General features: G+C 60.2%; 23 protein-coding genes. 13 read left to right on the forward strand and 10 right to left on the reverse strand.

Annotated elements, in window-relative coordinates; all coding sequences use genetic code 11:
- Positions 1–6 precede the first annotated feature (6 nt).
- Together recF and gyrB are read left to right on the forward strand one after the other, a co-directional pair.
- Positions 7–1,110: a DNA replication/repair protein RecF gene (recF, locus tag KJY40_RS00980; RefSeq protein ID WP_038359568.1), complete on the forward strand. Its 1,104-nt coding sequence runs from the start codon at positions 7–9 to the stop codon at positions 1,108–1,110.
- A 5-nt stretch (positions 1,111–1,115) separates the two neighbouring features.
- Entirely contained in the window at positions 1,116–3,533 is a 2,418-nt protein-coding gene (gene gyrB / locus KJY40_RS00985; protein WP_085686140.1) for a DNA topoisomerase (ATP-hydrolyzing) subunit B, read from the forward strand.
- Positions 3,534–3,595: 62 nt separating this feature from the next.
- Here the strand turns inward: gyrB and KJY40_RS00990 are convergent, their stop codons facing one another.
- Complete coding sequence (locus KJY40_RS00990) at positions 3,596–4,312, reverse strand: response regulator transcription factor (protein WP_230734437.1); 717 nt, start codon at positions 4,310–4,312, stop codon at positions 3,596–3,598.
- Between the two features lie 166 nt (positions 4,313–4,478).
- On the opposite strand from KJY40_RS00990, the gene KJY40_RS00995 reads away from it, so the two are divergent.
- A complete protein-coding gene (locus KJY40_RS00995; protein WP_230734440.1) occupies positions 4,479–6,020 on the forward strand; it encodes a sensor histidine kinase in 1,542 nt (513 codons plus the stop codon).
- A 157-nt stretch (positions 6,021–6,177) separates the two neighbouring features.
- Here KJY40_RS00995 and KJY40_RS01000 read toward each other — a convergent pair whose 3' ends face one another.
- The 4 genes from KJY40_RS01000 to glyQ all read right to left on the reverse strand — a co-directional run bounded on the left by KJY40_RS01000 (position 6,178) and on the right by glyQ (position 10,588).
- Complete coding sequence (locus KJY40_RS01000; protein WP_230734443.1) at positions 6,178–6,957, reverse strand: lysophospholipid acyltransferase family protein; 780 nt, start codon at positions 6,955–6,957, stop codon at positions 6,178–6,180.
- An 82-nt stretch (positions 6,958–7,039) separates the two neighbouring features.
- A complete protein-coding gene (gene gmhB, locus KJY40_RS01005) occupies positions 7,040–7,579 on the reverse strand; it encodes a D-glycero-beta-D-manno-heptose 1,7-bisphosphate 7-phosphatase (protein WP_230734445.1) in 540 nt (179 codons plus the stop codon).
- 4 nt (positions 7,580–7,583) lie between these two features.
- Positions 7,584–9,638, reverse strand: a complete 2,055-nt coding sequence (glyS, locus tag KJY40_RS01010; protein ID WP_230734447.1) for a glycine--tRNA ligase subunit beta — start codon at positions 9,636–9,638, stop codon at positions 7,584–7,586.
- Positions 9,635–10,588: a glycine--tRNA ligase subunit alpha gene (glyQ, locus tag KJY40_RS01015; RefSeq protein WP_003187265.1), complete on the reverse strand. Its 954-nt coding sequence runs from the start codon at positions 10,586–10,588 to the stop codon at positions 9,635–9,637. Before glyQ ends, glyS begins: the two co-directional genes overlap by 4 nt.
- Positions 10,589–10,669: 81 nt before the next feature.
- On the opposite strand from glyQ, the gene tag reads away from it, so the two are divergent.
- Both tag and KJY40_RS01025 read left to right on the forward strand, forming a co-directional pair.
- Positions 10,670–11,227 (forward strand): DNA-3-methyladenine glycosylase I, encoded by a 558-nt coding sequence (gene tag, locus KJY40_RS01020; RefSeq protein ID WP_064592405.1) that lies wholly within the window; start codon positions 10,670–10,672, stop codon positions 11,225–11,227.
- Positions 11,228–11,267: 40 nt separating this feature from the next.
- A complete protein-coding gene (locus KJY40_RS01025) occupies positions 11,268–12,155 on the forward strand; it encodes a lysophospholipid acyltransferase (RefSeq protein WP_085713088.1) in 888 nt (295 codons plus the stop codon).
- 51 nt (positions 12,156–12,206) lie between these two features.
- On the opposite strand, the gene KJY40_RS01030 is transcribed toward KJY40_RS01025, so the two are convergent.
- Genes KJY40_RS01030 through def form a run of 5 tightly spaced genes read right to left on the reverse strand, consistent with a single transcriptional unit; the run spans position 12,207 to position 16,770 of the window.
- Positions 12,207–12,521 (reverse strand): hypothetical protein, encoded by a 315-nt coding sequence (locus KJY40_RS01030; RefSeq protein WP_230734449.1) that lies wholly within the window; start codon positions 12,519–12,521, stop codon positions 12,207–12,209.
- A gap of 20 nt (positions 12,522–12,541) precedes the next feature.
- Entirely contained in the window at positions 12,542–13,918 is a 1,377-nt protein-coding gene (gene trkA, locus KJY40_RS01035; protein WP_085606334.1) for a Trk system potassium transporter TrkA, read from the reverse strand.
- Between the two features lie 22 nt (positions 13,919–13,940).
- Positions 13,941–15,251: a 16S rRNA (cytosine(967)-C(5))-methyltransferase RsmB gene (rsmB, locus tag KJY40_RS01040; protein ID WP_230734451.1), complete on the reverse strand. Its 1,311-nt coding sequence runs from the start codon at positions 15,249–15,251 to the stop codon at positions 13,941–13,943.
- Positions 15,248–16,207 (reverse strand): methionyl-tRNA formyltransferase, encoded by a 960-nt coding sequence (gene fmt / locus KJY40_RS01045; RefSeq protein WP_230734453.1) that lies wholly within the window; start codon positions 16,205–16,207, stop codon positions 15,248–15,250. The genes rsmB and fmt overlap by 4 nt, the downstream gene beginning before the upstream one ends.
- 56 nt (positions 16,208–16,263) lie before the next feature.
- Complete coding sequence (gene def, locus KJY40_RS01050; RefSeq protein WP_230734455.1) at positions 16,264–16,770, reverse strand: peptide deformylase; 507 nt, start codon at positions 16,768–16,770, stop codon at positions 16,264–16,266.
- Between the two features lie 169 nt (positions 16,771–16,939).
- Between def and KJY40_RS01055 the strand changes: the two genes are divergently transcribed.
- The 8 genes from KJY40_RS01055 to KJY40_RS01090 all read left to right on the forward strand — a co-directional run bounded on the left by KJY40_RS01055 (position 16,940) and on the right by KJY40_RS01090 (position 25,102).
- The gene (locus tag KJY40_RS01055) at positions 16,940–17,965 is read left to right on the forward strand and encodes a LysM peptidoglycan-binding domain-containing protein (protein ID WP_007954103.1); all 1,026 of its coding nucleotides are present in this window, start codon (positions 16,940–16,942) and stop codon (positions 17,963–17,965) included.
- A 79-nt stretch (positions 17,966–18,044) separates the two neighbouring features.
- Positions 18,045–19,145 carry a DNA-processing protein DprA gene (dprA, locus tag KJY40_RS01060; protein ID WP_230734457.1) on the forward strand — a complete coding sequence of 367 codons (1,101 nt, stop codon included), beginning with the start codon at positions 18,045–18,047 and terminating at the stop codon, positions 19,143–19,145.
- Between the two features lie 54 nt (positions 19,146–19,199).
- A complete protein-coding gene (locus KJY40_RS01065; protein ID WP_007954101.1) occupies positions 19,200–19,757 on the forward strand; it encodes an L-threonylcarbamoyladenylate synthase in 558 nt (185 codons plus the stop codon).
- A gap of 271 nt (positions 19,758–20,028) precedes the next feature.
- The gene (locus KJY40_RS01070) at positions 20,029–20,700 is read left to right on the forward strand and encodes a GNAT family N-acetyltransferase (protein WP_230734459.1); all 672 of its coding nucleotides are present in this window, start codon (positions 20,029–20,031) and stop codon (positions 20,698–20,700) included.
- Complete coding sequence (locus KJY40_RS01075; protein ID WP_230734462.1) at positions 20,678–21,412, forward strand: iron-containing redox enzyme family protein; 735 nt, start codon at positions 20,678–20,680, stop codon at positions 21,410–21,412. Before KJY40_RS01070 ends, KJY40_RS01075 begins: the two co-directional genes overlap by 23 nt.
- A 42-nt stretch (positions 21,413–21,454) precedes the next feature.
- Complete coding sequence (locus KJY40_RS01080; RefSeq protein WP_230734463.1) at positions 21,455–22,549, forward strand: DUF3419 family protein; 1,095 nt, start codon at positions 21,455–21,457, stop codon at positions 22,547–22,549.
- Positions 22,546–23,814, forward strand: coding sequence for an aminotransferase class I/II-fold pyridoxal phosphate-dependent enzyme (locus tag KJY40_RS01085; protein ID WP_230734465.1), 1,269 nt, complete (start codon positions 22,546–22,548; stop codon positions 23,812–23,814). The genes KJY40_RS01080 and KJY40_RS01085 overlap by 4 nt, the downstream gene beginning before the upstream one ends.
- A complete protein-coding gene (locus KJY40_RS01090) occupies positions 23,804–25,102 on the forward strand; it encodes a phenylacetate--CoA ligase family protein (RefSeq protein WP_230734467.1) in 1,299 nt (432 codons plus the stop codon). The genes KJY40_RS01085 and KJY40_RS01090 overlap by 11 nt, the downstream gene beginning before the upstream one ends.
- Positions 25,103–25,120 lie beyond the last annotated feature (18 nt).

Consider the following 25,120-nt stretch of genomic DNA (forward strand, 5'->3'; position numbering starts at 1 on the left):
CTCTGGATGTCGCTAAGTCGCGTTTCGGTCACCGCGGTGCGCAATTTGCACCCGGTGACCTTCTCCCCCTCCCCCCGAATCAACATTCTTTACGGCGCCAACGGCAGCGGCAAAACCAGTGTTCTGGAAGCCATTCACCTGCTGGGGCTTGCCCGTTCGTTTCGTAGCACGCGGCTGTTGCCGGTCATCCAGTATGAGCAACTCGCTTGCACCGTATTCGGTCAGGTTGAGCTCGCCGAGGGTGGCCACAGCGCATTGGGGATATCCCGAGATCGTCAGGGCGAGTTTCAGATCCGCATCGACGGTCAGAACGCTCGTAGCGCTGCGCAACTGGCGGAGATCCTGCCGCTGCAGTTGATCAACCCCGACAGCTTTCGCCTGCTGGAAGGCGCGCCGAAGATTCGCCGGCAGTTTCTCGACTGGGGTGTGTTCCACGTCGAGCCGCGGTTCATGGCCACCTGGCAGCGTTTGCAGAAGGCCTTGCGCCAGAGAAACTCCTGGCTGCGGCATGGTACACTTGACGCCGTTTCGCAAGCGGTTTGGGACAGGGAACTGTGCCAGGCCAGCGCTGAGATCGATGAATACCGCCGCGCTTATATCAAAGCCTTGAAACCAGTCTTTGAACAAACCTTGAGCGAACTGGTTGAGCTCGAAGGTTTGACGCTCAGCTATTACCGAGGCTGGGACAAGGACCGGGAATTGAGTGCTGTACTCGCCGGATCCGTGCAACGGGACCAGCAAATGGGTCATACCCAGGCCGGGCCACAACGGGCTGACTTGCGTCTTAGATTGGGCGCACACAACGCCGCGGACATCTTGTCCCGGGGTCAGCAGAAGTTGGTGGTCTGTGCGTTGCGGATTGCCCAGGGGCATCTGGTGAGCCAGGCTCGACGCGGCCAGTGTATTTATCTGGTGGATGACTTGCCGTCCGAGCTGGACGAGGGCCACCGTCGAGCGCTGTGCCGTTTGCTGGAAGACTTACGCTGCCAGGTCTTTATCACCTGTGTAGATCACGAATTATTGAGGGAAGGCTGGCAGACGGAAACGCCAGTCGCTCTGTTCCACGTGGAACAGGGCCGTATCACCCAGACCCACGACCATCGGGAGTGAAGGCATTGAGCGAAGAAAATACGTACGACTCATCGAGCATTAAAGTGCTGAAAGGCCTGGATGCCGTGCGCAAACGTCCCGGTATGTACATTGGTGACACCGACGATGGCAGCGGTCTGCACCACATGGTGTTCGAGGTGGTCGACAACTCGATCGACGAAGCCCTCGCCGGCCACTGCGACGACATCAGCATCATCATCCACCCGGATGAGTCCATCACCGTTAAAGACAACGGCCGTGGCATCCCGGTAGACGTGCACAAAGAGGAAGGCGTTTCCGCCGCCGAGGTCATCATGACCGTCCTCCATGCCGGCGGTAAGTTCGACGACAACTCCTACAAGGTATCCGGCGGTCTGCACGGTGTAGGTGTTTCGGTTGTGAACGCGCTGTCCGAAGAGCTGGTCCTGACCGTTCGCCGCAGTGGCAAGATCTGGGAACAGACCTACGTCCACGGCGTACCTCAGGCACCGATGGCGATCGTTGGCGACAGCGAAACCACCGGTACCCAGATTCACTTCAAGGCTTCCAAGGAAACCTTCAAGAACATTCACTTCAGCTGGGACATCCTGGCCAAGCGTATTCGTGAACTGTCCTTCCTCAATTCCGGTGTCGGTATCGTCCTCAAGGACGAGCGCAGCGGCAAGGAAGAGCTGTTCAAGTACGAAGGCGGCCTGCGTGCGTTCGTTGAATACCTGAACACCAACAAGACTGCGGTCAACCAGGTGTTCCACTTCAACATCCAGCGTGAAGACGGCATCGGCGTGGAAATCGCCCTGCAGTGGAACGACAGCTTCAACGAGAACCTGTTGTGCTTCACCAACAACATTCCGCAGCGCGACGGCGGCACCCACCTGGTGGGCTTCCGTTCCGCACTGACGCGTAACCTGAACAACTACATCGAGCAGGAAGGTCTGGCGAAGAAGCACAAAGTCGCCACCACCGGTGACGATGCCCGTGAAGGCCTGACCGCGATCATCTCGGTGAAGGTGCCGGATCCGAAGTTCAGCTCCCAGACCAAAGACAAGCTGGTTTCTTCCGAAGTGAAGACTGCGGTCGAACAGGAAATGGGCAAGTACTTCTCCGACTTCCTGCTGGAAAACCCGAACGAAGCCAAACTGGTCGTCGGCAAGATGATCGACGCTGCCCGTGCCCGTGAAGCGGCGCGCAAGGCCCGTGAGATGACCCGCCGCAAAGGCGCGCTGGACATCGCCGGTCTGCCGGGCAAGCTCGCTGACTGCCAGGAAAAAGACCCGGCGCTGTCCGAACTGTACCTCGTGGAAGGTGACTCCGCGGGCGGCTCTGCCAAGCAGGGACGTAACCGCAAGACCCAGGCCATCCTGCCGCTGAAAGGCAAGATCCTCAACGTCGAGAAAGCACGTTTCGACAAGATGATCTCGTCCCAGGAAGTGGGCACCCTGATCACCGCACTGGGCTGCGGTATCGGTCGCGAAGAGTACAACATCGACAAACTGCGCTATCACAACATCATCATCATGACCGATGCTGACGTCGACGGTTCGCACATCCGTACCCTGCTGCTGACCTTCTTCTTCCGCCAGTTGCCTGAGCTGATCGAGCGCGGCTACATCTACATCGCCCAGCCGCCGCTGTACAAGGTCAAGAAAGGCAAGCAAGAGCAATACATCAAAGACGACGACGCCATGGAAGAGTACATGACGCAGTCGGCCCTTGAAGATGCGAGCCTGCACCTGAACGAAGACGCCCCGGGCATTTCCGGCGAAGCGCTGGAGCGTCTGGTGAATGACTTCCGCATGGTGATGAAGACCCTCAAGCGTCTGTCGCGCCTGTACCCGCAGGAGCTGACTGAGCACTTCATCTACCTGCCGGCCGTCAGCCTGGAAATGCTCGGCGACCACGCCAAGATGCAAGACTGGCTGGCCCAGTACGAAGTCCGTCTGCGCACCGTCGAGAAGTCGGGCCTGGTCTACAAGGCCAGCCTGCGTGAAGACCGTGAACGTGGTGTTTGGCTGCCAGAGGTCGAACTGATCTCCCACGGCCTGTCGAACTACGTCACCTTCAACCGCGACTTCTTCGGCAGCAACGACTACAAGACCGTCGTCACCCTCGGCGCTCAACTGAGCACCCTGCTCGACGAAGGCGCGTACATCCAGCGTGGCGAGCGCAAGAAAGCGGTCACCGAGTTCAAGGAAGCCCTGGACTGGCTGATGGCCGAAAGCACCAAGCGCCACACCATTCAGCGATACAAAGGTCTGGGCGAAATGAACCCGGATCAGCTGTGGGAAACCACCATGGACCCAAGCGTGCGCCGCATGTTGAAAGTCACCATCGAAGACGCCATCGGCGCAGATCAGATCTTCAACACCCTGATGGGTGATGCGGTCGAGCCTCGCCGTGACTTCATCGAGAGCAACGCTCTGGCGGTATCCAACCTGGATTTCTGATCCCGGTTAGCGCCAACGAAAAGGCCAACGCACAAGCGTTGGCCTTTTTTATTGCCTGCGATTCACTCCCCTGCCGCCACACTCTCCAACCGATACCCATACCCATAAATCGTCAGCAACTGCCAACCCCGATCCGCCGTCAGCCCAAGCTTGTTGCGCAGGCGATAGATATGGGTGTCCAGTGGTCGCGAAGTCGACATCTCCTCATGGGGCCAGAATCGTTCGTACAGGTAATCCCGTGACAGCGGACGTCCAAGGTTGCTGAACAGACAATGGGCGAGACGATACTCGCGCTCGGTCATGACGATCGGTTTTCCGTCGCGGGTGACGGTGAGTTCGGCATCGTCGAACACCAGATCGTTGAAGCGCAGGACTTCTGCCGGGGCGCTACGTTGCAGACTGTGCCGACGCAGTACCGCTGCAACCCGGGCTTTCAATTCATTGGGCCGAAACGGCTTGCTGACATAGTCGTCCGCCCCGGCATTCAGGGCCTGGACGATGTCGCTTTCACCGTCGCGGCTGGTGAGCATGATGGCGGCCGGCGGGGCTTCCATGTGTTCGCGGGTCCAGCGCAGCAGCGTCAGGCCGGTGAGGTCGGGCAGTTGCCAGTCGAGGATCAGCAGGTCGAAGGTTTCCCGGCGCAACTGTCGCAGCAGGTCTTCACCGCTTTCGAAGCTGTGCAGTGACCAGGGCTGTCCTCCGGCCTCGGCCATTTGTTGCAGGGTCTGCTCGACCCGGCGCAGTTCGGCGGGTTCATCGTCCAGTATCGCAACGCGCATACGCGGTGGTTCCTTGTTGCTCAGGCATTGGGTGCCGACCGGATCGGCTGACTCCATGCAGTGAAAGTAAGCGGCACGCCATGGGGTGAGCCGCTATGATTCTTCGGGTCTACATCCTCAGACCGGCCGCCTATGAAACCATTCAACCCGCCCTGCCCTGTTTCCCATGAATAACCACCGCCGACACGAAAGCCGCGTACCCAGCCAGGTTCAGCGTTTGTTCCGACAACTGGTGCGCGAGTGGATGTGGATAAGTCTAGTGCTGTTGCCGCTGACTGCACTGCTTTCCTGGCGTGCGCAGATCAATTTGCATGACCCGGTCCCGTTGATGGGGGCGGGACTCTCGGTTGCCTTGGTCGCGTGCGTACTCGGACTGTTGCTATGGCGCCCGCGCCTGGCGCTCTGGTTGACATTGGGCGGGATGGCCGGCGTGCTGCTGACCAGTGCGGGCCTGGCGGAGATCAGACGCTGGTGGTCGCCGACGCCGGCGGTACTGGGCATGCTGTTCGGTTATCTGATCTGGAACTGGCGCCGCTTGAGCGTGGTGCTGACGTATTTCGGCTGGGAGTTGGCGCGGCTGGACAGTGAACCGAAAGTCTTTCCCGAGCGACGCAGGGCGCAGTTTCCCAGCGCCGACCGCTTGCAGGGGCAGATCATGGCGCTTGAGCAAGCCATGAGCCGCACCCGCGATACCCGCCGATTCATTGCCGATGGGCTGGAATATCTGCCGGTCGCAACGCTGATCAGCGATCCACGGGGGCAAGTCTTGTTGGGCAATCGCAAGGCACGGAGCCTGTTCGATCACCATTTGGTGGGCGAGGATGTACTCGATCAACTGGCGAGCCTGGGCTATCCGGAGTTGTCCACAGAGCCGCGCCCGCCACTATCCGAGCTGCCTCTGCTGGAGTTTCGTGACCACAAGGAACGTAGCCTGCGCCTGGAGCGCGCTGCTTTATTGCCGGTCGATGGCGACCTGCCGATCGGCTGGCTCCTGAGTCTCACTGACCTGAGCGCCGAACGCGCCGCCGAGGAACAGCGCGGTGTGTTGCTGCGCTTCCTGTCCCATGACCTGCGCGCTCCCCACTCGGCGATTCTTGCCCTGCTCGAGGTACACCGGCATCAGACGGGGACGGATTCGCCGCTGTTCGAACAGATTGAGCGCCAGGTTCGTCGGGCGCTGGAACTCACTGACGGCTTCGTTCTGCTGGCCCGTGCCGAGTCCGAGGCGTATCAGTTTCAACCGAGTCTGTTCGGGATGCTGGTCATGGATGTGCTGGATCAGGCACTGCCCATCGCCCAGCAAAAGCGCATCGAGCTCTTGAGCGACATGGACGAACAATCCCAGGAGCGCTTGATCCTGGCCGATCAGGGCTTGCTGACCCGCGCATTGTTCAACCTGCTGGAAAATGCGATCAAGTACAGCCCTGCCGGATCAACCGTCGATCTGCGTGTGAGTTGTCACAACGACTGGCTGCGTTGTGAACTGACCGATCAAGGCAAAGGCATCGCTGCAGAGGAACTGCCCGACCTGTTCAGCCAGTACCGGCGCTTTTCTTCTGCACAGGGCATCGACGGCGTGGGCCTGGGGTTGTCGATGGTCAAAGCCGTGGTGGATCACCATGGCGGCCGAATCGAATGCTTGAGCGTGGTCGATCAAGGCACCACGTTCCGTCTGGAGCTGCCGCTGATCGCCGAAGAGCAGGCATAAAAAAACCGGCTATATCAGCCGGTTTCCTTACTTCCGAAAAAAACTTATGCACCTTTTACGGTGTTTTATCACCTTCGGAAATATATAAGTAAATCAGTCACTTAATTGCATAGTCCGGGACTTTGCGAACAAACCGTACACAGGTTATCCACAAATCTCAGACAGCGATCTGATCGTTCGCAGCCGGTGCCTCAGGGGCTGGAGGCAGCGAGCCCATTTCCCGTTGGGTCTTCTCGTTCCACGCCTGCACCCGATCGTTCAGATCCGCGATGGCGCGGGGGCCACTGCCCTCGGCGTACATCGGCTCACCAATTACCACAGTGATCACGCCGGACTTTTTACCCCAACCGATTTTCGGCCAGAACTTGCCGGCATTGTGCGCAATCGGCAGCACTGGAAGCGAAGCATTCACCGCCAACGCGCTGCCACTGCGGGAGAACTTGCCGATGGTGCCGTGGGGAACGCGAGTGCCTTCAGGGAAGATCAGCACCCAGACATTGTCCTTGAGCAGCTCGTCACCTTTGGCCGCGACCTGTTTGAGCGCGGCTTTCGGGTTGTCGCGGTCAATCGCGATCGGCCGCAGCATGGCCATCGCCCAGCCGAAGAACGGCACGTACAGCAATTCGCGCTTGAGCACCTGGCTCAAAGGCGAGAAATAAGCGGAGAGAAAGAACGTCTCCCAGGTGCTCTGGTGGTTCGATTGAATCACGCAGGGCCGGTCAGGCACATTTTCCGCGCCTTTGATTTCGTAACGGATACCGAGGAACACCTTGGTCAACCACAGGGCGCAACGGCACCAGTACACGTTGATGAAACGATAGCGCGCCTTGAACGGCAGAAAGGGCGCGATAAAAAAGCTCAGGCTGCACCACAGCAGAGCGGTGGTGCCCAGCAGCAGGTAAAAGAGGAAGATTCTGATGGCCTGCAGTATCGACATGGCGACGTTTACCGTTACGGGCAATGCCCGACTGTTCAAGCGCACTCCCGATCAATCCCTGGTCAGGAACTTCAGAAGTACTCTAGTTGTGGATAAGTTCTGCGGCAATCGCCGCGAGATCGTCAAAAATCAGGGTGCCCACCGGCAAGGTCTTGGCCTGAGTCTTTTCGCCTTTCCCGGTCTTTACCAAAACGGGCTGTGAATCGACGGCTTTGGCGGCCTCCAGGTCACCAAGGCTGTCGCCGACGAACCAGACATTCGTCAGCGCGACGTTGTAATGCTGCGCGATGGTTTTCAACATTCCCGGTTTCGGCTTGCGGCAGTCGCAACCTTCGTCCGGCCCATGCGGGCAATACACGATCAGCCCGACTTCACCGCCCTGCTCCGCCACCAGTTCGCGCAGGCGCGCGTGCATGGCATCGAGGGTGGCGAGGTCGTAGTAGCCGCGAGCAATGCCCGACTGGTTGGTGGCGATCGCCACCGTCCAGCCGGCCTTGCTCAACTGCGCAATCGCTTCGATCGAGCCGGGCAGCGGAATCCACTCCTCCACCGACTTGATGTAAGCGTCGGAGTCGTAATTGATCACTCCGTCCCGATCGAGAATCAGCAGTTTCAACAGCAATCCCTCAACCCAGCAGCGAAATGTCGGCAACGCCCAGGAACAGGCCACGCAGACGCGCCAGCAGCGCGTAACGGTTGGCCCGCACATTGGCGTCTTCGGCATTGACCATCACCGCGTCGAAGAATGCGTCGACCGGCTCGCGCAGGGCGGCCAGGCGTGCCAGCGATTCGTTGTACTGACGCGCCGCGGCCATTGGCTGTACAGCCTGGTCCGCTTGCTGGATCGCCGAGTACAGCGAGAACTCATTGGCGTTGTCGAAGTACTTGGCCTGGACTTCGGTCGGTACCGAGCCTTCCACCTTGCTCAGCAGGTTCGACACACGCTTGTTCACCGCCGCCAGCGCTGCCGCTTCCGGCAGTTTGCGGAAGGCCTGAACCGCTTGTACACGCTGGTCGAAGTCCAGCGCCGAACCCGGCTTCAGGGCACGTACCGACAGGTACGTCGCGACATCCACGCCTTCGTCTTCGTAACGCGCACGCAGACGATCGAAGATGAACTCCAGCACCGCATCGTTCAGGCCGGCAGCCTTGACCTTGGCACCGAACGCATTCACGGCGAAAGCCACGGCGTCGTTCAGGTCCAGATCCAGTTGTTTCTCGATCAGGATCCGCAACACGCCCAATGCCGCACGGCGCAGGGCATACGGGTCTTTGCTGCCGGTCGGCAGCATGCCGATGCCGAAGATGCCGACCAGGGTGTCGAGCTTGTCGGCGATGGCCACGGCCGCACCAGTCAGGGTGGCTGGCAGTTCAGCGCCGGCACCGCGTGGCATGTATTGCTCGTTCAGCGCCAGGGCGACGTCTTCCGGCTCGCCGTCATTGAGGGCGTAGTAGTAACCGGCGACACCTTGCATCTCCGGGAACTCGCCGACCATTTCGGTGGCCAGGTCGCACTTGGACAGCAGGCCTGCGCGGGCAGCCCACGAAGCGTTGCCGCCGATGCGTGCGGCAATGTACGCGGCCAGTTTCGAAACACGTTCGGCCTTGTCGTAGACGCTGCCGAGTTTTTCCTGGAACACCACGTTCTGCAGGCGATCATTGAACGCTTCGAGTTTCTGCTTCTTGTCCTGCTTGAAGAAGAACTCGGCGTCGGTCAGACGTGGGCGAACCACCTTCTCGTTACCGGCGATGATCTGCTGCGGGTCTTTGGATTCGATGTTGGCCACGGTGATGAAACGTGGCAGCAACTTGCCGTCGGCATCCAGCAGGCAGAAGTACTTCTGGTTGTCCTGCATGGTGGTGATCAGTGCTTCCTGTGGCACGTCGAGGAACCGCTCCTCGAACGAGCACACCAGCGGCACTGGCCACTCGACCAGCGCGGTCACTTCGTCGAGCAGCGCCGGCGGCACGATCGCGGTGCCTTCCTGGCGGGTCGCCAGTTCTTCGGTGCGTTTGCTGATGATTTCGCGACGCTCGTTGGCGTCGGCCAGCACGTAGGCGGCACGCAGATCGGCCAGGTAGCTCGACGGCGAACCGATGCGCACGCTTTGCGGGTGGTGGAAACGGTGGCCACGGGATTCACGGCCAGCCTTTTGCGCGAGGATCGTGCAGTCGATGACCAGGTCGCCGAGCAGCATCACCAGCCATTGGGTCGGACGCACGAACTCTTCCTTGCGCGCCCCCCAACGCATGCGTTTCGGGATCGGCAGGTCGTTCAGCGAGTCTTCGACGATGGTCGGCAGCAGGCTGGCGGTCGGCTTGCCGGCGATGTTCTGGCTGTAGCGCAGTTTCGGACCGCTCTGGTCGATTTCGCTCAGCTCGACGCCGCACTTCTTGGCAAAGCCCAGTGCCGCTTGAGTCGGGTTGCCTTCGGCATCGAATGCAGCCTGACGTGGCGGGCCGTCGAGGTTGATGCTGCGATCCGGCTGCTGGGTGGCCAGCGCGGTGATCAGCACAGCCAGACGACGCGGCGCGGCGTAGACGGTTTTGGTCTCGTAATTCAGGCCGGCAGCTTGCAGGCCCTTGTCGATACCGGCCAGGAACGCTTCGGCCAGGGTGTTCAGGGCTTTGGGTGGCAGTTCTTCGGTGCCCAGTTCAACCAGAAAATCTTGAGCACTCATTGTGCAGCCTCCAGCTTGGCCAGTACTTCGTCACGCAGGTCCGGGGTTGCCATCGGGAAGCCCAGCTTGGCGCGGGCCAGCAGGTAGGCTTGGGCGACGGAACGCGCCAGGGTGCGAACGCGCAGAATGTATTGCTGACGCGCAGTCACCGAGATCGCCCGGCGCGCATCCAGCAGGTTGAAGGTGTGCGAGGCCTTCAGGACCATTTCGTAGCTTGGCAACGGCAGCGGCTGGTCGAGTTCGATCAGGCGCTTGGCTTCGCTTTCATAGAAGTCGAACAGTTCGAACAGCTTGTCGACGTTGGCGTGTTCGAAGTTGTAGGTGGACTGCTCCACTTCGTTCTGGTGGAACACGTCGCCGTAGGTCACTTTGCCGAACGGACCGTCAGCCCAGACCAGGTCGTAGACCGAATCCACGCCTTGCAGGTACATGGCCAGACGCTCGAGACCGTAGGTGATCTCGCCGGTCACCGGGTAGCACTCGATGCCGCCCGCCTGCTGGAAGTAAGTGAACTGGGTCACTTCCATGCCGTTCAGCCAGACTTCCCAGCCCAGACCCCAGGCGCCGAGAGTCGGCGATTCCCAGTTGTCTTCGACGAAGCGGATGTCGTGGACCAGCGGGTCCAGGCCGACATGCTTGAGGGAGCCCAGGTACAGCTCCTGGAAGTTGTCCGGGTTCGGCTTCAGGACTACCTGGAACTGGTAGTAGTGCTGCAGACGGTTCGGGTTTTCGCCGTAACGGCCGTCAGTCGGACGGCGGCTTGGCTGCACGTAAGCGGCGTTCCAGGTTTCCGGGCCGATGGCGCGCAGGAATGTCGCGGTGTGGAAAGTGCCGGCGCCTACTTCCATATCGTAGGGCTGAAGTACCACACAACCTTGCTCGGCCCAGTATTGCTGGAGCGCGAGGATCAAGTCTTGGAAGGTACGCACGGCTGGCGTAGGCTGGCTCACGAAATTCACCTGTTTCTTGGGCTGCGATTTAAAGAGCGGGAGTATACCCGATTCAGTCGCACCTCCACCCCCTGGAGCCTTATGCCACGCTGCTTTTGGTGCAACGAAGATCCGCTGTACATGGCTTACCACGATCAGGAGTGGGGCACGCCGCTACGCGATGCGCAGGGTTTGTTCGAGTTGCTTTTGCTCGAAGGGTTCCAGGCCGGGCTTTCGTGGATCACCGTGCTGCGCAAGCGCGAGCGATATCGCGAGGTGCTGTTCGGCTTCGACGTACAGCGCGTGGCGCAGATGAGCGACGCGGAAATCGACGAATTGATGCTCGATCCGGGGATCATCCGCAACCGTCTCAAACTCAATGCCGCCCGGCGTAACGCCCAGGCCTGGCTGGCGCTGGAAGATCCGGTGGCCTTCCTCTGGTCGTTTGTGGATAACCGCCCGGTGATCAATCATTTCAAGGATCGCAGCGAAGTCCCGGCCATTACCCCGCAAGCCGTGGCCATGAGCAAAGGCTTGAAAAAAGCCGGTTTCACCTTCGTCGGTCCGACTATCTGCTACGCGCTGATGCAGGCCTCGGGCATGGTCATGGACCACACCCAGGACTGCGACCGCTACGCGCAGCTCGTCAACGGCGGTTAGAATGGCCGCCTCGCGCACAGCACAAGATCAGGAGTGACCTGTGGAAAAGTTTAAAGGCGCCATGCTGGTTGGCGCTCTGCGGCTGTTTGCCCTGCTTCCGTGGCGGGCCGTGCAGGCCGTGGGTTCGGCAATCGGCTGGATCATGTGGAAAACCCCCAACCGTTCCCGCGATGTGGTGCGGATCAACCTCGCCAAATGTTTTCCACAGATGGACCCGGCCGAACGTGAGCGTCTGGTCGGCCAGAGCCTGAAAGACATCGGCAAGTCCCTGACCGAAAGCGCCTGCGCCTGGATCTGGCCGGCCCAGCGTTCCATCGACCTGGTGCGCGAAGTCGAAGGCCTCGACATCCTCAAGGATGCGCTGGCGTCGGGCAAAGGCGTGGTCGGCATCACCAGCCACCTGGGCAACTGGGAAGTGCTCAATCACTTCTATTGCAGCCAGTGCAAACCGATCATTTTCTATCGCCCGCCCAAGCTCAAGGCTGTGGATGAATTGCTGCGCAAACAGCGGGTGCAGTTGGGCAACCGCGTGGCGGCGTCGACCAAGGAAGGCATCCTCAGCGTCATCAAGGAAGTGCGCAAGGGCGGTCAGGTGGGGATTCCGGCGGACCCGGAGCCGGCCGAATCCGCCGGGATCTTCGTGCCGTTCTTCGCCACCCAGGCCCTGACCAGCAAGTTTGTGCCGAACATGCTCGCTGGCGGCAAGGCCGTAGGGGTGTTCCTGCATGCCCTGCGTCTGCCGGACGGTTCCGGCTACAAGGTGATTCTGGAAGCCGCGCCGGAAGCCATGTACAGCACCGACACCGAAACGTCCTGCGCGGCGATGAGTCAGGTGGTCGAGCGTTACGTGGCGGCTTACCCGAGCCAGTACATGTGGAGCATGAAGCGCTTCAAGAAGCGTCCGCCGGGTGAGGCGCGCTGGTACTGATCGGCGATGTGCAATTGTGGATAACCTGACAAAACGGGTTATCCACAATCCTCACGGCTTCTGCCGGTCCAGCTTCTTCAGAAACACCGTCATTTCCTTCTCGGCCTGCTTGTCGCCATGGGCCTGGGCCGCTTCCAGCCCCTGCTCCCATGCCTGCCGCGCAGCCGCCAGATCACCCAGCGCCAACTGCGCCTTGCCCAACAATTTCCACGCCGCCGAATACTTCGAATCGAAGCCGACACACCGCTGCAAATGCTCGACTGCCTTCGCGTTCTCCCCCAGATCCAGATAACCCTTGCCGAGGCCGAAGCGCAGCAGCGAGTTATCCACACCCTTGGCGAGCATTTTTTCCAGGGATTCGATCATCGGTCTCGCCTCTTGGTCGGTCAGAAGAAACTCAGGCCCACGTGGAACAGCTTCTCCACATCGCGAATATGCTTTTTATCCACAAGGAACAGAATCACATGGTCGCCGGCGGCGATCACCGTATCGTCGTGGGCGATGATTACTTCTTCATCGCGAATGATCGCGCCGATGGTGGTCCCCGGCGGCAGCGCGATGTTTTCGATGGCCTTGCCGATGACCTTGCTCGACTTCGAATCGCCATGAGCCACCGCTTCGATGGCTTCCGCCGCACCCCGGCGCAACGAGTGCACGCTGACGATATCGCCGCGCCGCACGTGGGCCAGCAAGGTGCCGATGGTCGCCAGTTGCGGACTGATGGCGATGTCGATGTCGCCGCCCTGGATCAGGTCGACGTAGGCCGGGTTGTTGATGATCGTCATCACCTTCTTTGCGCCCAGACGCTTGGCCAGCAGCGACGACATGATGTTGGCTTCGTCATCGTTGGTCAGTGCGAGGAAGATGTCCGCGTCGGCGATGTTTTCTTCCAGCAGCAGATCGCGATCCGACGCACTGCCCTGCAGCACCACGGTGCTGTCGAGGGTGTCGGAGAGGTAGCGGCAGCGCGCCGGATTCATCTCGATGATCTTCACTTGATAACGGCTTTCGATGGCCTCGGCCAGCCGTTCGCCGATCTGCCCGCCGCCGGCAATCACGATACGTTTGTAGCTTTCGTCGAGCCGGCGCATTTCGCTCATCACCGCGCGAATGTTCGCACGGGCGGCGATGAAGAAGACTTCGTCGTCGGCCTCGATCACTGTGTCGCCCTGGGGAAGAATCGGTCGGTCACGACGGAAAATCGCGGCGACTCGGGTTTCCACATTCGGCATGTGTTCGCGCAACTGGCGCAGTTGCTGACCCACCAGCGGCCCGCCGTAGTAGGCGCGCACCGCAACCAGTTGCGCCTGGCCTTCGGCGAAATCGATCACCTGCAAGGCGCCGGGATGCTGGATCAGACGCTTGATGTAGTTGGTGACGACCTGCTCGGGACTGATCAGCACGTCGACCGGAATCGCCTCGTTCTGGAACAGTTGCTCCTCGCGGGTCAGGTACGACGCTTCGCGCACCCGGGCAATCTTGGTCGGGGTGTGGAACAGGGTGTGGGCGACCTGGCAGGCGACCATGTTGGTTTCGTCGCTGTTGGTCACCGCGACCAGCATGTCGGCGTCGTCGGCACCGGCCTGACGCAGAATGTTCGGCAACGAGCCACGGCCCTGCACGGTGCGAATGTCGAGGCGATCGCCAAGATCGCGCAGACGGTCGCCGTCAGTGTCGACCACCGTGATGTCGTTGGCCTCGCTGGCCAGATGTTCAGCCAGCGAACCGCCGACCTGTCCCGCACCGAGGATGATGATTTTCATCCAGTCACTCCATTGAATCCGTTTAGCCGCGCGCGGCAGCGATCTTGATCAGCTTGGCGTAGTAGAACCCGTCATGCCCGCCCTGCTGGGCCAGCAATTGGCGACCATGGGGTTGCTTGATCCCGGCCTGAGTGGCCAGATCCAGTTCCCGGGCACCCGGCGTACGCTCAAGGAACGCGGCGATCACTTCGGTGTTCTCGGTCGGCAAGGTCGAGCAGGTGGCGTAGAGCAGGATGCCGCCCACTTCGAGGGTTTTCCACATCGCGTCGAGCAGTTCGCCTTGCAGTTGCGCGAGGGCGGCGATGTCGTCGGCCTGACGGGTCAGCTTGATGTCCGGATGGCGGCGGATCACCCCGGTGGCCGAGCACGGCGCGTCGAGCAGGATGCGCTGGAACGGTTTGCCGTCCCACCACGCGGCCGTGTCGCGACCGTCGGCGGCGATCAGTTCGGCGCTCAGACCGAGGCGTTCTAGGTTTTCCTTCACCCGCACCAGACGCTTGGCTTCCAGATCCACCGCCACCACACCGGCCAGCGCCGGTTCGGCTTCGAGGATGTGGCACGTCTTGCCGCCCGGTGCACAGCAGGCGTCCAGCACTCGCTGGCCCGGCGCGAGGTCGAGCAGGTCGGCGGCCAGTTGCGCGGCTTCGTCCTGCACACTGATCCAGCCCTCGGCGAAACCCGGCAGGCTGCGCACGTCGGCGGCAGCGTCGAGGACGATGCCGTCGCGGCTGAAGGTGCACGCCTTCGCGGCGATGCCCGCTTCAGTCAGCAGACCAAGGTAGGCGTCGCGGCTGTGATGACGGCGATTGACCCGCAGGATCATCGGCGGATGCGCGTTGTTGGCCTCGCAGATCGCTTCCCATTGCTCAGGCCAGAAGGCCTTGAGGGATTTTTGCAGCCAGCGCGGGTGGGCGGTGCGCACCACCGGGTCGCGCTCTAGTTCGGCGAAGATCGCCTCATGCTCACGTTGGGCGTTGCGCAGCACGGCGTTGAGCAGACCTTTAGCCCACGGCTTTTTCAGCTTGTCGGCGCAACCGACGGTTTCGCCGATAGCGGCGTGCGGCGGGACGCGGGTGTAGAGCAGTTGATAGAGACCGACCAGCAGCAATGCCTCGACATCGGCGTCCGCCGCCTTGAACGGCTTCTGCAGCAGTTTTTCCGCCAGCGCCGACAAACGTGGCTGCCAACGGGCGGTACCGAACGCCAGGTCCTGGGTGAAGCCGCGATCGCGATCTTCGACCTTGTCCAGTTGGGTCGGCAGGGAGCTGTTGAGCGAAGCCTTGCCGCTCAGGACAGCGGCGAGTGCCTTGGCGGCGGCCAGACGCGGGTTCATTGCGCGTCCACCGCTGCGCCCAGCACGGTGCCGGTGGCGAATTTCTCACGACGGCTGTTGAACAGGTCGCTGAAGTTCAGCGCCTTGCCGCCGGGCAATTGCAGGCGGGTCAGGCAGAGCGCCTGTTCGCCACAGGCGACGAGCAAACCGTCCTTGCTGGCGCCGAGAATGGTGCCCGGTGCGCCTTTGCCTTCGGCCAGTGTCGCCGCCAGCACTTTCAGCGCTTCGCCGTTGAGCGTGCTGTGAGTGATCGGCCATGGGTTGAAGGCGCGGACCAGACGTTCCAGCTCGACGGCCGGACGGCTCCAGTCGATGCGTGCCTCGTCCTTGTTCAGTTTGTGGGCGTAGGTGGCGAGCTCATCGTTCTGCACTTCGCCTTCCAGGGTGCCGGCGGCCAGACCGGCAATCGCTTGCACGACGGCGGGCGGGCCCATTTCGGCGAGGCGATCATGGAGACTGCCGCCGGTGTCTTCGGCGCTGATCGGGGTCACGACCTTGAGCAGCATCGGCCCGGTATCCAGGCCGGCCTCCATGCGCATCACGGTCACGCCGCTCTCGGCATCGCCCGCTTCCACGGCACGCTGGATCGGCGCCGCACCGCGCCAGCGTGGCAGCAGCGAGGCGTGGCTGTTGATGCAACCCAGACGCGGAATATCCAGCACCGCTTGCGGCAGGATCAGGCCGTAGGCCACCACCACCATCAAATCCGGTTTCAGCGCAGCGAGCTCGGCCTGAGCGTCAGCGTTGCGCAGGGTCGGCGGCTGCAACACCTGGATATTGTTTTCCAGGGCGAGCTGTTTGACCGGGCTCGGCATCAGTTTTTGCCCACGACCGGCCGGGCGATCCGGTTGGGTGTAGACCGCAACGATCTCGTAAGGGCTGTCCAGCAGGGCCTTGAGGTGTTCGGCGGCGAATTCCGGGGTGCCGGCAAAAACGATGCGCAGTGGCTCAGTCATGGGGGAGTCTCATAAAAAGAAAAAGGCTTGCCGCAGCAAGCCTTTGGAGAGGGGCATCAAGCGTTCTGGCGGTGCTGCTTTTCCAGTTTCTTCTTGATCCGGTCGCGTTTGAGCGTGGACAGGTAATCGACGAACAACTTGCCGTTGAGGTGGTCGCATTCGTGCTGGATGCACACCGCGAGCAGGCCTTCGGCGATCAGTTCGTAAGGATTGCCGTCGCGGTCCAGAGCCTTGATCTTGACCTTCTGCGGGCGGTCGACGTTTTCGTAGAAGCCCGGCACCGAGAGGCAGCCTTCCTGGTATTGCTCCATTTCGTCGGTCAGCGATTCGAACTCGGGGTTGATGAACACCCGCGGTTCGGTGCGGTCTTCGGAAAGGTCCATCACGACGATACGTTTGTGCACGTTGACCTGGGTCGCGGCAAGGCCGATGCCCGGCGCTTCATACATTGTTTCAAACATATCATCGACCAGCTGACGCACTTCGTCGTCCACTACAGCCACAGGTTTGGCGATAGTGCGCAGACGCGGGTCCGGAAATTCGAGGATGTTCAAAATGGCCATAAGCTTGATTGCTGCACGTGTGAGGTAAAGTCGGGCGATGGCCTGGCGGGTCCGAAGATGCAGGCTACCGTTGTGAAACGTAGCTCCTTGCTTTTCAGCATAGAGCAGGGAGCGAGCCACGGGGGCTCTGGCGTTTCACGCGAACGCACATAATAAAGGGATTCACCGCATGAGGAAATCACTACTCGCCCTGCTGTTTCTGGCCTCGGCCGGTGCAGCGCACGGGCAAGTGCAACTCAAGGAAGGTTTTCCGCAGCAATACACGGTGGTTTCGGGGGATACGCTCTGGGACATCTCCGGTAAATATTTGCGCGAACCCTGGCAATGGCCGCAGCTGTGGCGGGCCAATCCGCAGATCGAAAACCCCAACCTGATCTATCCGGGCGACACGCTGACGCTCAGTTACGTCAACGGCCAGCCGCGCCTGACCGTCAATCGCGGCGAGTCGCGCGGCACCATCAAGCTGTCGCCACGCATTCGCACCAGCCCGGTGGCCGAGGCGATTCCGAGCATTCCGCTCAAATCGATCAACAGCTTTCTGCTGAGCAACCGCATCGTCGACAAGGTCGAGGACTTCGACAAGGCGCCGTACATCGTCGCCGGCGATGCCGAACGGGTGCTCAGCGGCACCGGTGACCGGATCTTCGCCCGTGGCCATTTCGACCCGAACCAGCCGGTCTACGGCATCTTTCGCCAGGGCAAGGTCTACACCGATCCGCAGAGCAAAGAGTTTTTGGGGATCAACGCCGACGACATCGGCGGCGGTGAAATCGTCGCCACCGAAGGCGACGTCGCCACCCTCGCGCTGCAACGCACGACTCAGGAAGTGCGCCTCGGCGACCGCTTGTTCAGTGGCGAAGAGCGTTCGATCAACTCGACCTTCATGCCTAGCGCTCCCACCACCGACATCAACGGCCTGATCATCGATGTGCCGCGCGGCGTCACGCAGATCGGCGCGATGGACGTGGTGACCCTGAACAAGGGCAAACGCGACGGCCTGGCCGAGGGCAACGTGCTGGTGGTGATGAAAACCGGGGAAACCGTGCGTGACCGAATCACTGGCCAGCCACTGAAAATCCCCGATGAACGCGCCGGCTTGCTGATGGTGTTCCGCACCTACGACAAACTCAGTTACGGCCTCGTGCTGAACGCATCGCGCTCGCTCGCTGTGCTGGACAAGGTGCGAAATCCTTAGCTGGCTTCACAAGTTACCAACAGAGTTATCCACAGCTTGTTCCGAAAGGTTCGGGCCTTATAACGATCAAGGATGATCCATGATGATGCCTGTCTCTGCGTCGGTTTCCCCGGCGGAGCTGGAAGCGCGCCTGCGCCTGCACCGCTTGCCGCAAATCGGTCCCAAGCGTTTCACCAAACTGCTCGAGGCCTTCGGCTGCGCCTCGAAGGCAATCAGCGCTCCGGCCAGCGCATGGCGTTCGCTGGGTTTGCCAGCGGCCAGCGCCGAGGCACGTCGCTGCCCGGAGGTTCGCGACGGCGCCAGCCATGCATTGCGCTGGCTAGAGCGTCCGGATCAACATTTACTGATGTGGGACCAAACGGATTACCCGGTCTTGCTGAGGCAGATTCCCGACCCGCCGCCCTTGTTGTTTGTCGCTGGCGATCCGCAGATTCTGGAAAAACCGCAACTGGCGATGGTTGGCAGTCGCCGCGCTTCCCGCCCGGGCATGGACACTGCCGCTGCGTTTTCCCGCAGTCTCGCGGGGGCCGGATTCGTCATCACCAGTGGTCTGGCGTTGGGCATCGATGCGGCGGCGCATCAAGCCGCTGTGGATGTCGGCGGGCAAACGGTCGGCGTGCTCGGTACCGGTCTGGAAAACTTTTATCCACAGCGCAACCGGCGGCTGGCGGACGCGATGATTGCGTCCGGCAGCGCGGTGCTTTCGGAATTCCCTCTGGACACCGGGCCGACGGCGAGCAACTTCCCGAGACGCAACCGGATCATCAGCGGTTTGTCCCTCGGCGTGCTGGTGGTCGAGGCCAGCGTTGCCAGCGGTTCGCTCATTACTGCACGGCTGGCAGCGGAACAGGGGCGCGAGGTGTATGCCATTCCGGGTTCGATCCATCACCCCGGCGCCCGGGGCTGTCATCAACTGATCCGTGACGGCGCCGTGCTGGTGGAAACCATCGAGCACATTCTCGAAGCCCTGCGCGGCTGGCAGCATCTGCCGGTATCCACAGCCGCAGCGAATTCGGATAACCCGTTGTTGCGTCTGCTGCACGCGGCGCCGCACACCAGCGAAGGCCTGGCCGACAGCAGTGGCTGGGCGCTGCCCAAAGTGCTGGCGGCGCTGACCGAACTGGAGATGGATGGCCGCGCAGTGTGCGAAAACGGCCGATGGTTTGCGCGCGTGAGCTAGGTTTTACATTGAAGATCGGTAAACTGCGCGAAACCTGTTTGCGGAGAGTTTTTCATGGTCAACAGTTGGCGTGTGCAACAAGCCGCACGAGAGATTCGCGCCGGGGCGGTGATTGCCTATCCAACCGAAGCCGTCTGGGGGCTGGGGTGCGATCCTTGGAATGAAGAAGCGGTGGATCGCCTGTTGGCGATCAAGAACCGTTCGGTGGACAAGGGGCTGATCCTGGTCGCCGACAACATTCGTCAGTTCGATTTTCTGTTCGAGGATTTCCCCCAGGACTGGATCGACCGCATGGCCAGCACCTGGCCGGGCCCGAACACCTGGCTGGTGCCGCATCAGAACCTGTTGCCGGAGTGGGTGACCGGGGTGCATGACACCGTGGCGCTGCGGGTCAGCGATCATCCGCAGGTGCGGGATCTGTGCTCGTTGGTAGGGCCGTTGATTTCGACGTCGGCCAATCCGCAGGGGCGGCCGGCAGCGAAGAGTCGCTTGCGGGTTGAGCAATATTTCCGAGGTCAGGTCGATCTGGTGCTCGGCGGAGCGCTTGGCGGTCGCAAGAACCCGAGCCTGATTCGGGATCTGGCCACCGGCAATATCGTGCGCCCGGCCTGATACCACCCGTGGTTAATTTCGTGAGTACTCCTCGGCTTTCATGGCGAGGAGTACTACGCGTGCCTGCGATTTTTCCTTCATTTAGCTGAAGTTATAGCCCCGCGTTTTGTTTGAATTTTTCCTTTCTACGTCAGATGAATCTTTAAGTATTCAATTGTTGTAATTTTTCCGACGTTATTCTCAGAAGCCACACAGTGGCGATTTTTCTAAAACCATTCATTATTTCAATGCGCTCAGAAAACTTCGAAAGGTTAACGGCTGCGGAGAAGAAATGGATATCAGGGATTCGCAATTAACGGATTATCTGCAGGAGATTCAGACGACCTTTAAAAGGCGTCATGAAAACTATCGCATCGTTATTCTTGAAGCAGGATCAGACACACGAGAGTTTGAACGGTTTGTTTTCCGCCATTTTCGGCTGCGATTGCAACACTACATGTTGACACCCAGAGCCAGGTCACTTGAAACACACCTGGCGATTATTTCGCGCAGTACCCACTTTTTGTTGTATCAGCACGACAGGCCCACGGCTGTATTGAGAGTGACCCCTGCGCCGTTCGAATGGGCCTCGCTGACGCAGCAGCAACTTTCTCCTGCCACGACGCTATCGCGCCATGTCGAGTTCAGTCGCTTGATCAGTCACTCGCAAACGCAGTTCCCCATGTCGATCAATGGCCTGCTGGCGGCTGCCACGGAATGGGCTGTCACGCGGGGTTATGAAGGGGTTACCGCACTGTGCCGATCACCGCAGCGGCGACTGTTCCAGCGCTTCGGCCTGACGCCCATCACCACCGACGCTCTGCGCATCGAACAACGCCAACGCGGCGATTACTGGCTGCTCTCGGCTCAATGGCAGCAAATCCTCACAGCACTTCAACAGTCTGCTCACCTGCTTGCCAACCCATTGGAGACCCCCGTTGATGAATACGCCTCTCAGTTTTGAACAGCAATTAAGCCTGCTCGATGAGCGAATCGAAAAGTCATGGGCCGATATTCTGGAAAGTTCGCGGCTGGTGAATGCCATCCGCGAAGGTAGCGTTTCAAAAGCCTTATATGCGATCTACATGATTCAGACTTGTCACTACACGGCACACAACGCACGTAATCAAGGATTGGTCGGAGTTCGACATGCGGATAATCCGGTCTATGCCAAGTTCTGCTTTGAACACGCGGCGCAAGAAGTCGGTCATGAAAAAATGGCGCTGCATGATGTCATGAGTCTAGGTTTAAAGAACGAAGTATTCGATATTCCGCCAGCACTTCCGGCCACCGATGTGCTGATCGCTTATTTATATTGGATCTCCTTTACCGGTAACCCGTTACAACGGCTTGGTTATAGTTATTGGGCAGAAAATGCCTATCAGTTCATCACTCCGCTCATTGATAGCCTGAGTGAAACGCTGGCGCTAAAACCTGCGCAACTGACTTTCTTCATCGCGCATTCCGACATTGATATCGAGCACTTCAATGAAATCAAACTCATGTTGCAGCGCACCTGCAAGCGACAGGAAGACTGGGATGCGATCACCACTGTCATGGAAACCAGTCTGCGCCTGACCGGCAACATGCTCGAGGCGGTTTATGAGCAGTTTGAAGCCTGGCAAAACGGGTTGGCGCCCCGCTATGACTTTCTCCATGCACTGGACAACCAATGAAGGCCGCCCGCCCATGCTCAGATCAGATGGCTGGAGGCAGACATGGCTGATTATTTTGACCGGCTCAACTACACGCTCGGGGATGAGGACACCGCGCTTGAGTACGCGATCCTGCCCAGACGTGCCAGGCACGTGCTGGGTATCGCCGGATGCGGCGGCCGGCTGTTGCCGTTGCTGGCCGCCGCCCCGTCACGCATGACCTGCACCGATATCAGTGCGCCTCAACTGGCGTTTACCCGATTGCGTTTTGCCCTGCTGGAACAGACCGATCACGAGTCGTTCATGGCGTTCATGGGCTATCGAATGGAAAGTATGCGGGCGCGGCGCCGCTCCATTTTCCAGCAACTGGTTTTACCGCCGACGGATCGTCGCTGGCTGTCCGCGTTCTTCCAGTCCCGGCACTGGGAAGCGCCGATTTACATGGGCGCATTCGAACAGACCCTGAAGCGGTTGGCGAAGATCACCGGACTGTTTACCGGCAAGGCCGGCCGGGGCATTTTTCAGTTCAGCCAGCTTGACGAACAAACGGAGTATTACCGAAACCGTTTTCCGCTCAAGCGCTGGAAAGCCGTGATCGCTTTGCTGGGAAACGCGGCAGTCCTCAATTCGCTGCTGTACAAGGGCGCGTTTCCACCCAACAACCTGGGGATCAGTTCCCGCGCGGCGTATCTGGAAATTTTCCATACGTTGTTCACCACTCAGGTGGTCCGCGAGAGCTTTTTCCTGCAAATGCTGTTTTTTGGAGAGCTGCGTTATCCACAAGGCTTTCCGCTGGAGTGCGATCCGCAGATTTTCCAGCGGGCCCGTGAGGGTCTGCAGCATTGCGAGTTACGCGTGGTGCAGGCCGACATCCTTGACTGTGCTGCCGGGGAAACAGCCATCGATTTCGTATCGTTGTCGGACGTGCCTTCCTTCATGCCCGAAGCGGCCGGAAAAAATGTCCTGCAGCGTCTGGCTCCAGCTCTGTCGGAAAACGCGCAAGTGGTCATGCGGGGGCATTTGCATGTGGTGCGACCTGATTGCGCAGGTTTCTGCGATATCACCCATCAGTACCAGGCAGACATTGCGCGAGAAAAAACCCAGCTCTGGCATGTCCAGGTCTATCGCCGCACACCCTCCTTGCAGGTATCCCGATGAACACTTTTCAACCGACCGTCAATTGGGTCAAAAACCGTGTCCGGCAAGCGCGTGACGATCAGCAGCAGTTATTCGATGCGGGGCTGAATGGTCTGAAACTGGCTAAACGTGAAGGCAAAGAAATCGAACTCGAAAGCGGCGAGCGGCTGACCGAGTTTCTTTCCTGTTCTTATCTGGGGCTGGAGTTTGATCCACGCTTGATTCAAGGAGCGGTGAGTGCCGCGGAGTCCTTCGGCGTACAGTTCGCCGCCGCACGAACCCGAGCGTTGTTGCCGCCCATGCGTGAGCTGGATGAGCTGCTCAACCGGTTATTTCAGGGGCACACGGTCACCTTCAACTCGGTGGGCAGTGCGCATCTTGGCTGTCTGCCGCTGCTAGGCTCCGGTGAGATGCCCTCCTATCCCATGCGTCGTGGCCCTTGCTGGATTGTCGACCGTGCCGCTCACGCGTCGATGCAAGTGCTACAAGGCATTCTCTGGCAATTCGGGCCGATACAGCGCCGCGATTGCAGCGATGTAGAGCAGGTGGAGGAAGCGTGCTCAACGGCGGTCGCGGCGGGTAATACACCCATCATCCTGACTGACAGCATTGGCTCGATGCGCGGTGTGTACCCGGTCAATCGCCTGCTGCAACTGGCGGAGCGTTTCGACGGTTATCTCTATGCGGATGACGCCCACGGTACCTCGATCCATGGCGTTGCCGGTGGTGGTTACGCACTGGACGCTGCGGATGAACGACACCACGGCCGGCTGATCCTCCTGTCGTCGCTGTCCAAGGCGTTCGGCGCAACCGGTGGGGCAATCACTGTGCGCACCGAAGCCGATGCCGAGATGATTCGGCGCCATGCATCGACCTACACGTTTGGCGGGCCATTGTCCGTTGGCGGGGTGGGCGCGGCAGTCGCTTCGGGGAAAATTCATTTGTCGCCGGAGCTGGGTCAATTGCAAGTGGCGCTGTGGAGAAATATCGCCACGATCGACCGTTTGCTGGGGCCAGTGCTGGGCAATCATCACGTCGCGTCCCCCATTCGTTTTGTCCGGGTTGGGGCCGAGAGAGATGCGATCAGCCTGGCGCAGCATTTGCGCCGGCAGGGTATGGCGGTCACTACCGCGCTGTTTCCGGTGGTGGCCAAGGGCGAGGCGATTCTGCGTCTGGCCATCAGCGCGAGTCACAGTCAGCGCCAGCTGGAATGTCTGGCGAACGCCGTCCGTAGTGGATTCGATGAGCTGGGCATTCGTCAGGGAGGGCGCGGCCATGAGCAATGAACTCGTCACGGAGGTATCGGCCGAGGCTCTCTCACACAAATTGGCTCACGCACGCTCACTGCCATGGTTTCGTGCGCTGTATCCGCGAATCCTTGAAGTACAGGAATTGGCCGATCTGAATCGACTGCCGGTTCTGGCGGTGGAAGACGAGTCCGGCGGCGGGCTGTTTACCGCGCTCGGTGAAGCTTCACATCGAGCGCCGGGCGGCGGACTGACCCTGACCTCGGGAGGCAGCACCGGCAATCGCAAACAGATCAGCCATTCCTGGGCGTTCAACGCTGCAATCGTGCCCTTGGGGGCACGGATGTTCGGTGCGACGGACGAACGCCCTGAGGTGGCCATCAACTGCCTGACGGCCGGGGAAATGCAGGGCGCCTTCCAATACGCGTCAGCCATCGTCCGGCACATTGGCGCACGCCTGTTGCCTGCCGGTTCACAGATGGGCGTGCAGCGCGTCGCCGAGCTGATTCAGACACACAAGGCCGATGCGTTGATATGTACTCCCTCCTTCGCTGCCGCGTTGTTCAATCATGAGAGAGTCGGCGCTGTGCAATTGTGCAGCCTGAAGTGGCTTTACTACATTGGAGAACCCTGCAGTAAAACGCTGCGCGACCAGTTGGCCCGGGACTGGCCGATGCTCAACATTCGCTCGTTGGGCTATAGCTCGACGGAGACGGGTCCCATCGGTTTCCAGTGTGCCCATCTGGAGCACGGTTCTTATCACCTGCATGCCGACGCCATGCTGCTCGAAGTGGTTGATCCGTTGACCCTTCAAGCTGTGGCTGAAGAAGAAACCGGTGAGTTTTTACTGACGCCGCTGCTACCCGATCATGTGCCGTTGTTGCGTTACCGGATCGGGGATCGTGGGCGAATCCTTCGCACGGTGACGAAGTGTGCCTGTGGCAGTTCCATGCCGGTGCTGACGCTTGAGGGGAGGGTCGAGACATCGATCAAACTGGGTGGCGCGCTCATCACTCAGTCACAGGTATTGCACGTACTCCGGCAGCTTTTGCCGCAGTTGCACGCCACCGATGTCCAGGTGCAGATTGAACGGCAGCCCGAGGGGGCACGCATACGTCTGGTCCTCGCCGAGGACATACTGACAGCCGACACACAAAGCGTTATCGAAGATGCGTTGCAGGTCGAAGGACAGGCCAGCGCATTGCTCAGGTTGCCCGGCTTGCTGGGGCTGGAGGTGAAGCGTCTTGCCCGTCAGGAGTTCGAAACCACCCTGGCCGGCAAGACGCCGTTTTTTGTGACGTTTGAACAGACCCCGGCACCGTCATGAAGATGGGACGAGGTCATC

The sequence above is a fragment of the Pseudomonas fitomaticsae genome (assembly GCF_021018765.1).
Classification (GTDB): domain Bacteria; phylum Pseudomonadota; class Gammaproteobacteria; order Pseudomonadales; family Pseudomonadaceae; genus Aquipseudomonas; species Aquipseudomonas fitomaticsae.

What these genes read in the sequence shown, in the direction of transcription:
- recF (WP_038359568.1), top strand. Translation starts at nt 7, where the DNA reads ATGTCGCTAAGTCGCGTTTCGGTCACCGCGGTGCGCAATTTGCACCCG.
- KJY40_RS00990 (WP_230734437.1), bottom strand. Translation starts at nt 4,312, where the DNA reads ATGCGCGTTGCGATACTGGACGATGAACCCGCCGAACTGCGCCGGGTC.
- KJY40_RS00995 (WP_230734440.1), top strand. Translation starts at nt 4,479, where the DNA reads ATGAATAACCACCGCCGACACGAAAGCCGCGTACCCAGCCAGGTTCAG.
- KJY40_RS01000 (WP_230734443.1), bottom strand. Translation starts at nt 6,957, where the DNA reads ATGTCGATACTGCAGGCCATCAGAATCTTCCTCTTTTACCTGCTGCTG.
- glyS (WP_230734447.1), bottom strand. Translation starts at nt 9,638, where the DNA reads ATGAGTGCTCAAGATTTTCTGGTTGAACTGGGCACCGAAGAACTGCCA.
- tag (WP_064592405.1), top strand. Translation starts at nt 10,670, where the DNA reads ATGCCACGCTGCTTTTGGTGCAACGAAGATCCGCTGTACATGGCTTAC.
- KJY40_RS01030 (WP_230734449.1), bottom strand. Translation starts at nt 12,521, where the DNA reads ATGATCGAATCCCTGGAAAAAATGCTCGCCAAGGGTGTGGATAACTCG.
- trkA (WP_085606334.1), bottom strand. Translation starts at nt 13,918, where the DNA reads ATGAAAATCATCATCCTCGGTGCGGGACAGGTCGGCGGTTCGCTGGCT.
- rsmB (WP_230734451.1), bottom strand. Translation starts at nt 15,251, where the DNA reads ATGAACCCGCGTCTGGCCGCCGCCAAGGCACTCGCCGCTGTCCTGAGC.
- fmt (WP_230734453.1), bottom strand. Translation starts at nt 16,207, where the DNA reads ATGACTGAGCCACTGCGCATCGTTTTTGCCGGCACCCCGGAATTCGCC.
- def (WP_230734455.1), bottom strand. Translation starts at nt 16,770, where the DNA reads ATGGCCATTTTGAACATCCTCGAATTTCCGGACCCGCGTCTGCGCACT.
- KJY40_RS01055 (WP_007954103.1), top strand. Translation starts at nt 16,940, where the DNA reads ATGAGGAAATCACTACTCGCCCTGCTGTTTCTGGCCTCGGCCGGTGCA.
- dprA (WP_230734457.1), top strand. Translation starts at nt 18,045, where the DNA reads ATGATGATGCCTGTCTCTGCGTCGGTTTCCCCGGCGGAGCTGGAAGCG.
- KJY40_RS01065 (WP_007954101.1), top strand. Translation starts at nt 19,200, where the DNA reads ATGGTCAACAGTTGGCGTGTGCAACAAGCCGCACGAGAGATTCGCGCC.
- KJY40_RS01070 (WP_230734459.1), top strand. Translation starts at nt 20,029, where the DNA reads ATGGATATCAGGGATTCGCAATTAACGGATTATCTGCAGGAGATTCAG.
- KJY40_RS01075 (WP_230734462.1), top strand. Translation starts at nt 20,678, where the DNA reads ATGAATACGCCTCTCAGTTTTGAACAGCAATTAAGCCTGCTCGATGAG.
- KJY40_RS01080 (WP_230734463.1), top strand. Translation starts at nt 21,455, where the DNA reads ATGGCTGATTATTTTGACCGGCTCAACTACACGCTCGGGGATGAGGAC.
- KJY40_RS01085 (WP_230734465.1), top strand. Translation starts at nt 22,546, where the DNA reads ATGAACACTTTTCAACCGACCGTCAATTGGGTCAAAAACCGTGTCCGG.
- KJY40_RS01090 (WP_230734467.1), top strand. Translation starts at nt 23,804, where the DNA reads ATGAGCAATGAACTCGTCACGGAGGTATCGGCCGAGGCTCTCTCACAC.